Origin of the sequence: Brevundimonas sp. KM4, from assembly GCF_000964075.1 — a bacterium.
Classification (GTDB): domain Bacteria; phylum Pseudomonadota; class Alphaproteobacteria; order Caulobacterales; family Caulobacteraceae; genus Brevundimonas; species Brevundimonas huaxiensis.
The window spans coordinates 1-1,127 of record NZ_JZRG01000040.1 but is presented as its reverse complement, the minus strand read 5'-3'; the positions used below and the strand labels follow the sequence as shown (position 1 = coordinate 1,127).

General features: G+C 59.0%; 2 protein-coding genes. Both read right to left on the bottom strand.

What is annotated here, in order from left to right; genetic code table 11:
* Positions 1-404: 404 nt before the first annotated feature.
* A complete protein-coding gene (locus tag VH88_RS16155) occupies positions 405-548 on the bottom strand; it encodes a hypothetical protein (RefSeq protein ID WP_156146872.1) in 144 nt (47 codons plus the stop codon).
* Positions 549-618: 70 nt separating this feature from the next.
* On the bottom strand, positions 619-1,032 hold the full coding sequence (locus VH88_RS14770) for a BLUF domain-containing protein (protein ID WP_052689635.1): 414 nt from the start codon (positions 1,030-1,032) through the stop codon (positions 619-621).
* Between the last annotated feature and the right edge of the window lie 95 nt (positions 1,033-1,127).

The following is a 1,127-nucleotide window of genomic DNA, read 5'->3' as shown; positions in this document are numbered from 1 at the left end:
CGACAGTAGAGGGCCACGCGCTTGGTCAGGGGTGTTCTCCGATCTGGTGTTGGGAGAACAGACTCTCACGGATCGGCAGGCCGTCAATCAGTTGCGGGCTGTATCTGGGTTCGGAGTTGTCATCCCTCGTCTGCGAAGTTTGCCCAGAGAACGGGCCTCCAGATCGGCGATGCCATCATACTGGTAAGCGAGACGTAGGTAGGACTGGCGATGCTCAATTACAGAGGTTTGACCCGCGAGTTCCCGCAGATTGGCTGCCCGCGTTCGATTGTAGCCTTCCAACCGCATGCGGGGGTCAACGCAACTTCAACGATATGGTTCCTCGCCGACTGCCCTTCAGTCAGACGTCAATGGCCAATCCAGTGGCATGACGAACATCTCGCTGTAGCGATGGCCTCCCTCACTCACCGCAAAGACGACAAATTCCTCGCCGAGCGCGCAGCAGCTTCCCGCACAAGATCGCTGAACTCGTCCAGATGGTCGGGATCGCCGATTAGCATGAAGCCGTCCGCCTCTCGCACCACGCGATAGGCGGAAGAGCTTTCCAAGAGACTGTCCAGCAGCCTTCCCATGCCGAAAGGAAAACACTGTTCGATAAAGCTGGCAAGTGGGCGCCTCTCAAGCGGAGGCTGTGTCAAAATCTTGCGCCATGTCGAGCATCAACTTCAGGGCCGATCCATAAGAGCCTCCGCACCTCTCGACTAATTTGCGGAGGAGGGCTGTCCGTTCGGGGCGCATCTTCGGCGTCTCCATCGCCCAGACCGCGAATGCCCGTTGTGAGCCGAAGTCCTCACCCAACACAGTGAGATCGCGGTGTCGGGTGTCGGCTCGCAGTCGGTCCATCAGCCGGTCCACTGCCGGTGGCGTGCCTTCGATAGCTTGAATGAACATGCCTTCCGCGTAGGCGAGCAGCCCGGTGATCTCGTCGCGTCGGTTGTTGCGTGCGGACGCTCCCAGAAGTTCGGCGAGGTTCAACGAGTTTTCCAGCGATACGGTCGAGCGGCTGCAATAGATGACTCGTTTCCAGCGCATCTGACGGCCCTCCTACCGCATCGCTTCATGCTCCTTTGATGAAGCATCGCGCCCAGCCGATAGTTCCGTTCTCCCAATCAGATGGAAGCGGGCAC